An 8,720-nucleotide genomic window follows, 5' to 3' on the forward strand; every position below is an offset into this window, starting at 1 on the left:
CAGACAACACCTCCTGGAAGCCGACACCGTCGACCTCCGGATACACCGTCCGCAAAATCTCATGCCGCGCAACAACATCCGACACAGCAGCCTGCAGAGCCGCCACATCCAACAACCCCGACAACCGAATCGCCACCGGAATATTGTTCGCCGACGACAACGTATCGAAACGGTTCAAGAACCACATCCGCTGCTGCGCCAACGACAACGGCACCCGCTCCGGACGCACCCGAGCAGTCAACGCCGCCCGCGCACCCGAACCGACCTCCGACTCCACCCGAGCAGCCAACAACTCCACCGACGACGCCTCGAACAACACCCGCACCGGAACCTGCGCATCCAACGCCTGCCCCAACCGCGCCGCCACCCGAGTAGCAATCAAAGAATTACCACCCAAAGCAAAGAAATCGTCATCCAACCCGACACGCTCGACCCCGAGAACATCCCCGAACACCGACGCGACGATCTCCTCCACCGCCGTCACCGGAGCCCTGAACACCGCGGCCTCGAACACCGGCTCCGGCAACAACTTCCGATCCAACTTCCCCGACGCATTGAGCGGAAACGCATCCAACACCATGATCAACGACGGAACCATGTACGACGGCAACACCGTACGCAGCGAATCCGTAAGCGCCACAACATCAACCACCGCACCCGACGCCGGCACCACATACCCAACCAAGCTGTCACCCGACTTGGAGTCAGAGTGCATCACGACGACGGCGTCGTTGACGTTCTCATGTGTGAGCAGGGCTGATTCGATCTCACCCAGTTCGATCCGCTGACCACGCAACTTCACCTGAAAATCGCTACGGCCGATGTACTCCAGCTCCCCCGATTTGGTCCATCGAACCAAATCTCCGGTGCGGTACAACCTGGCGCCGGCTGATCCGAACGGATCGGCGACAAATCGCAGCGCCGTCATAGCAGGCTCACCGTGATATGCACGAGCCACCTGCGGTCCACCCAAATACAGTTCACCGGCCACACCCACCGGCACTGGCGCCAACCGGCCGTCAAGCACAACAGTGGACGTGTTAGCGACGGGCGAACCGATCGGGACGACCACCGCCTCAGGAGTCGCCTCCCAAGCTGTTACCACCTCGACCTCGGCAGGCCCGTACCAGTTGTGCAGGCTCGCCGACGCGTACCCGCTGAATCGGCGTACGGTGTCGGCGCTCAACGCCTCTCCTGCGACAAAGACGCGACGCACCGACTCCGGCAGCGGCGCGGGCACCGCGGACATGAATGCGTTCAACATCGACGGAACGAAATGCACCGTCGTGACCCGCTCTTGCGCAATGGTTTTCGCAAGATAATCTGCGTCCCGGTGTCCGTCGGGAACCGCGATGACCAGTTTCGCTCCAGTTTGGAGAGTCCAGAACAATTCCCAGACCGAAATGTCGAAGGTGATCGGCGTTTTGTGCAGTACCACATCCGAGCGATCAAGCCTGTAGGTCGCCTGAGCCCACACCAACTGGTTCACCGTTGCGCTGTGTGTAATCGCAACGCCCTTGGGGCGACCTGTCGAACCTGAAGTGAAGATCAGATACGCCGTGTTTTCCGATCGCAAAGGCGAATTGCGTTCAGAGTCGGCTATCCGGCGAGATGGGAACCCGTCCAAGTTCAGAGCCTCGACAGTCACCATCCGTCGACCCGTCGACGCGAACTGATCGCGAGCGGTAGTCAGAATCAGTACCGGATCCGCCGCCTCGACGACGTACTCGGTGCGTTCTGCTGGATGATCTGGATCGATAGGAACGTAGGCGCCCCCAGCCTTCAGAACGGCGTAGATCGCAACCACGAGTTCAATGCTCCGACGCATCGCCACACCGACCAACTGCTCAGGTCCGACTCCTTCGGAAATGAGGTGACGCGCGAGTTGATTGACCTTGGCATCGAACTCCGCATACGTAAGTTCAATTCCGTCCATGGCCAACGCGACAGAGTTAGGCGTCCGCGCAACCTGCTCGTCGAACAACGAGACCAGCGTTGCATTGTCCGAGCACAAAGAACCGGCCGAAACAGCTTGTGCCAGTACCTGTTCACTCTCGCTCTGTGAGAGTACGGGAATATCACCCACCAGTACGTCCGGAGTTGCGGACACTGTGTTCAGAATTCGCAACAGACGATCGACGAATTCCAACACCGTTGATTCGTCGAACAGGTCGGTTGCGTAGTTGAACGACCCGTGCATCCCCGAGGGTTCTCCCGACTCGCTGATGACCTCGGACAGAGTGATCTGAAGGTCGTATTTCGCCGTTCCCGAGTCCGCTTCGATCCCGGAAATCGTGAGTTCTGGCAACACGAACTGCGTTTGCGCAAAGTTCTGGAACACCAACAAAACCTGGAACAGCGGTGAATGCGCAGTAGAACGCACGGGGTCGATCTCATCCACCAACCACTCGAACGGCACATCCGCATTGGCAAACGCCGATAGATCGATTTCACGCACCTGCTCCAGGAACGAACCGAATCCTTCCGACGCTTCGACGTTCGTGCGTAAGACCAGCGTGTTGACGAACATACCAATCAGATCGTCGAGTTCGGCCTCGCCGCGTCCTGCGACAGGAGTACCAAGGACCACGTCCGGAGAACTGCTCAGTCTGGACATCAAAACAGCCACCGCCGCGTGAATGACCATGAAGACAGTCACGTTGTGGCCCTCTGCGAGCCTCGACAAGCCTGAATGAAGGCGTGCATCGACCGTGAAATCGACTGTCGCTCCGCGCAATGACTGAATCGCCGGCCTGGCACGATCCAAGGGGAGATTAAGGACGGGGGGAACGTCAGCCAACTGCGCTTGCCAGTACGCAATCTGCTTCGACGCGATCGAATCCGGGTCGCCGTCCGAGCCCAACATCTCGCGTTGCCACAACGCATAGTCCGCATACTGCACTCCGAGAGGCGCCCACCCCGGAACTACGCCCCGAGATCGGGCCTCATACGCGACCATGACATCGCGCCCGAGTGGACCGACCGAGGAACCGTCTCCGGCAACGTGGTGGATCACGACAACCAACACGTAGTTGTCAGAGCCAAGGCTGAACAGTTTCGCTCGAACGGGGACCTCAGCACCGACGTCGAATCCCTGTCCGACAACCTCTGATAGGCGCAGCATTACAGACTCGGCGTCGACCTCGACTGGACTCAAGTCCAGCACGACATCTTCGGGTGGAACAATTACCTGCATTGGTCCATCTGTATCGCTTGGGTACAACGTTCTGAGCGACTCGTGCCGTGCCAGGACATCGGAAACAGCAGCTTTCAGCCCCGCCACGTCCAGCTTCCCTGAAAGCCGGATCGCGAGAGGAACATTGTAGACCGGCGACTCTGGGTCGAGTTGGTTCAGAAACCACATCCGTTGCTGTGCAAGGGACAACGGCACCCGCTCCGGGCGCACCCGAGCAGTCAACGCCGCCCGAGCACCCGAACCGATCTTGGTCTGAACCCGGGCAGCCACGCCCTCGACCGAGGACACCTCGAACAGCACCCGTACCGGAACCTGCGTATCGAGCGCCTGCCCAAGGCGGGCAACCATCCGAGTTGCAATCAGCGAATTGCCACCCAAAGCAAAGAAATCATCATCAAGCCCGACCCGATCCACACCCAACACCTCGGCGAAAACCGAGGCAACCGACTCCTCCACCGGAGTCACCGGAGCCCGGAACGCCGCAGCCTCGAACACCGGCTTCGGCAACAGCTTCCGATCCAACTTCCCCGAAGCATTCAGCGGGAACGCATCCAACACCATGATCTGCGACGGCACCATATACGACGGCAACACCGACCCCAACGAATCTACAAGCGCCGCAACATCAACCACCGCTCCCGACGTCGGCACCACATACCCCACCAACTGATCACCGGTCTTGGTCGACACCACCGCCACCGACGACACCGACACCGACACATCGGCCACCAGGGCCGACTCGATCTCCCCCAACTCGATCCGCTGACCCCGGAACTTCACCTGGAAATCGGTGCGCCCGATGTACTCGAGCTCCCCCGACCAGCCCCACCGCACCAAGTCCCCCGTGCGGTACATCCGATCGCCGACACTGCCATGAGTGAACGGGTTCGCCACGAAGCGATCCGCCGACAAATCCGGACGAGAAACATACCCACGAGCCAACTGATCACCCGCAAGATACAACTCACCCGCAACACCCGCCGGCACCGGACGCAATCGCGAATCCAAGACGAAAACCTGCGAATTCCACTGCGGCACACCAATAGAAGCCACACCACCGTGGACAGCATCCGTCACATCCGCGAACGTGATCGACACCGCGGCCTCGGTCGGACCATACAAGTTGTGAACCCGCGCGCTTGAAACAACACCGAAATCGCGCACCGTCTGCGCCGGCAACGCCTCGCCGATGACGAACACATCACGCAGCGAATCCAACTGGCTGGCAGAGACTTCCCCCGCGAACACCGACAGCATCGTCGGCACGAAGTCCGTCACCGTCACACGCTGATCAGCGATCACCGACGCCAAATACCCCGGATCCCGATGACCGTCATGAGTGGCCACCACCAACCGAGCACCCACCGCCAACGGCAGGAAGAACCCCCACAAAGACACATCGAACGTCGTCGCAGTCTTCTGCAGATACACATCCGACCCGGTCAGAACATACTGCCCCTGCATCCACGCCATCTGATTGACGATCGCCGCATGCGAAACCGCCACACCCTTCGGCTTCCCCGTCGACCCCGACGTGAAAATCACATACGCAGCATTCGAAACACGCAACGGCGCAACACGATCCACATCAGAAACAGGCGCATCCGAGAATCCGGACACATCCAGCTCGTCGATCAAGACCACATCGAATTCACCCGGCAACACCACACCGTCACCAGCAGTGGACAACACACAGACCGGTGCCGCGGTCTCGAGAATATGACCATTGCGCTCGACCGGATGATCCGGATCCAACGGCACATACGCCCCACCCGCAGCAACCACTGCATACATACCAACCACAAGGTCAACCGACCGGCGCATCGCCAACGCCACCAACGACTCCGGCCCCACACCCACCGAAATCAGATACCGCGCAAGACGGTTCACCCGAGACCCGAACTCCGCATACGACAGAGACTGTCCCTGGAACATCACCGCCACCGCACCCGGCGTCGCCGCCACCTGCGCAACAAACCCGTCGAGCAACAAAGCGTCGTCAGTCAACTCGTGAACAGTGTCATTGACCGTCACCAACACCTGCGAACGCTCGTCCTCACCGAGCAACTCCACATCCCCGACAACCGAATCAGGCTCCGCCACCATCGCTTCCAGAACACGCACCAACCGCTCCGCAAACGAAACAACTGTCGACGCGTCGAACAGATCCGTCGCATACGTCAACGACATCGGCATCCCCACACCGACGCCGTCCTCCTCCAACGGCGTCACCGTCAACTGCAGATCAAACTTCGCGATCTCGACACCGGCGTCGAAACCGGCAATCGACAGTCCCGGCAACTCCACGACATCCTGCGCCATGTTCTGAAAGAACAACGCAACCTGGAACAACGGATGATGGGCCTGCGACCGCGCCGGATCAAGCACTTCCACCAAACGCTCGAACGGCACGTCCTCGTTGCCGAACGCCCCGAGATCGACCTCACGAACCCGACCCAACAACGCCGAGAAAGACTCCGAAGAATCCACCTCGGTCCGCAACACCAACGTATTGACGAACATACCGATCAGATCGTCCAGCTCCGGCTCACCCCGCCCTGCGATCGGAGAGCCCACCACAACGTCGTCACTACCGCTCAGCCGCGCCAACAACACCGCCAACGCCGCATGCACCACCATGAACAACGACACATTACGATCAAGCGCCAACTGCTCGAGCGCTCGATGTAACCGCGCGTCTATCGAAAACTGGTAACTCGCCCCCTGATTGGATGCCACCAACGGCCGCGGGCGATCCGCCGGCAGCTCGATCCGCTCCGGCAACCCCGCCAACACCGACGTCCAATACCCCAACTGCTCGGACATCAACGACGACGGATCCCCCTCGGACCCCAACACCTCACGCTGCCACAACGCGAAGTCCGCGTACTGCACCGCCAGCGGCGCCCACTGCGGAACCTGACCACCCGCACGCGCCACGTACGCGACCGACACATCACGCACCAATGGCCCCAACGACACGCCATCAGCAGCAATATGGTGAATCACCAACGCCAATACAAACTCCGACGAGCCCGTCTGGAACAAACGAACCCGCAATGGCACCTCGACCGTGACATCGAACCCCTCTGCCACCACTGGCGTCAGCACACCGAGCAAGTCGGCCGCGTCGACAGTTTCGGGCAATACAGTTCCCACGAATTCGCCCACCGGAAGTACTTGTTGGAACCCGATGCCCTCGAATTCCGGGTAGACGGTCCGCAACACCTCGTGCCGCGCAACAACATCCGACAGCGCTGCGGACAGTGCCGAAACATCGACGGCACCGGACAACCGCAACACGATCGGAATGTTGTTCACACCAGACACAGAGTCGAATCTCGACAAGAACCACATCCGCGACTGTGCAAGGGAAAGAGGTATCCGCTCCGGACGAGAGCGAGGGGCCAAGGCAATTCGCACATGCCCCGCTGAATCTGACAGAACAGATGCAAGTCCGGAGACTGTCGAGTACTCGAACAGCGTTTTGACCTGAACCCGCACATCGAAAGCCGCACTGAGACGCCCGGCCAATTTCGCAGCAATCAACGAGTTGCCGCCGAGTTCGAAGAAGTCGTCGTCAGCGCCGACTCGGTCCACCCCCAAGAGTTCTTCGAATACGCGCGCGACCAGGACCTCACCAGCGGAGGATGGCGCTACAAACTCTCGGGCCTCGAATACGGGATCAGGAAGTGCTGCCGAATCCAGCTTTCCTACCGGCGTCAAGGGGATCTCGTCGATGACAACGACAGCCGCCGGAATCATGTGACGGGGAAGATCCGTCTTGACCACTGCCAGGACGTCATCCCCGGACAACACGGCTCCAACTGCAGGAAGCACATAAGAGATTAGAGCCGTTTCACCGCTGGGCAACACTCGCCCGAGAGTTGTCACAAACTCGACCCGTTCGTCGAGTGCGATGACCGCGTCAATTTCAGTCAACTCGATGCGGAAGCCACGGATCTTGACCTGGGAATCGGACCGTCCGACGTATTCGACGCTACGATCGCCGGCAGCACTTTCCGTCCACCGCACCACGTCCCCCGTGCGGTACATTCGTTCACCCTGGGCCCCAAAGGGATTCGCGATGAATCGATCGGCCGTCATTCCTGCCAAATTGTGGTATCCGCGCGCAACCTGCGGCCCTGCAAGATAGAGCTCACCCGTAGTCCCCGTCGGTACAGGCTGCAAGCGAGCATCCAATACCAAAGACGCTGCACCACGAATCGGACCACCGATCGTGACGGGATCACCCGCGCCGAGTTCCGTCATGTTCGTGACGATCGTCATCTCGGTCGGGCCGTACGCGTTGAAAAAGTGGCGTCCGGGCGCCCACTTCGCGACCAACTCTGGCGGACACGCCTCACCCGCGACCACGACGACAGCAACATCGTCGAGTCCAGATGGATCCACCGATGCGAGCACCGAAGGAGTAGCGCCGACATGCGTCACTCGCTCTGTCTTGATCAGCTCGGCTAGCTCGGGCCCACCGTAGATGCTCGATGGGGCAATCACCATGACGGCGCCTGCTCCGATCGTCTCGAGTAGTTCGAAGATCGATACGTCGAAGCTTGGAGTCGTGAAGTGCAAAACCCGTGAATTGCCGTCGAGCGACAGCATGCGAATTTGCTCTCGCTGCAGGACGGCTAGCCCCGAATGCGAAACAACAACACCCTTGGGTCGCCCTGTGGAGCCGGATGTGTAGATGACGTACGCGGCGTGCTGCTCACGCAGTGTTCTTACCCGCTCGTCATACGTCACTGGCGCGCCGGAGACAGCGGCCAACGACTCGACAGTGTCCGAAGCATCGATCGAGATCCACCCGACCGAGTCAGTTAACCCGGCGCGTGCACCCTCAGTGGTCAACCCGACCGAAACTCCAGAATCGCTGATCATGTAGGCCACGCGATCGGCTGGATAGTTCGGATCAACCGGGACGAAGGCGGCGCCGGACTTGGCGACTGCCCACAGTGCCAGAACGGACTCGATGGACCGCGGTATCGAAATTGCAACCCGATCCTCTGGCCCCATGCCGCCGGCGATCAACAATCTCGCCAAACGAGACGATTGCTCGTCCAACTCTGCGTATGACAGCGAACGTCCTTCGAACCGCAACGCCTCCCGCTCGGGCCCCAGCTCGACGGCCGCCGCCAGCAGTTGCGGAAGCAACGATGTGCTGGCACGACGGCCGCGTGCCGGACGCTCTCGACGTGCCTTGCGAGCTACCGACGTCCCTGGCGTCACACCATCGGAGCTCATGCGGTCACGACCTGCACTCGAACGGCATGCTGGAGGAACACGTGCTGCGTCAAGACAATTTCACCTTCGCTTTGGTACTGCAGTTCGATCAGTATTCGCAGGAATCCGATCACTTCCGAGGTTCTACCCTTGACCTGGGCAAATCGCGTTCGACGTCCCGGTAAAGCCCCAATAGTTGATCGGACACACCGAACCATTGTTACAGCTGTCGCGGAGTGGACATCATCGGACTGTTCGGGATATGGGAGTCCATCGACTTCCTGAA

1 protein-coding gene is annotated in these 8,720 nt (G+C 60.0%); it reads right to left on the reverse strand.

What is annotated here, in order from left to right; translation table 11 throughout:
• Positions 1 to 8,455 (reverse strand): non-ribosomal peptide synthetase (locus RE4_RS29895; RefSeq protein ID WP_155717000.1); only part of this gene is annotated, 8,455 nt, incomplete at its 3' end.
• Positions 8,456 to 8,720: the final 265 nt, after the last annotated feature.

This window comes from Rhodococcus erythropolis NBRC 15567, from assembly GCF_001552595.1.
Taxonomy (GTDB): Bacteria; Actinomycetota; Actinomycetes; order Mycobacteriales; family Mycobacteriaceae; genus Rhodococcus_F; species Rhodococcus_F erythropolis.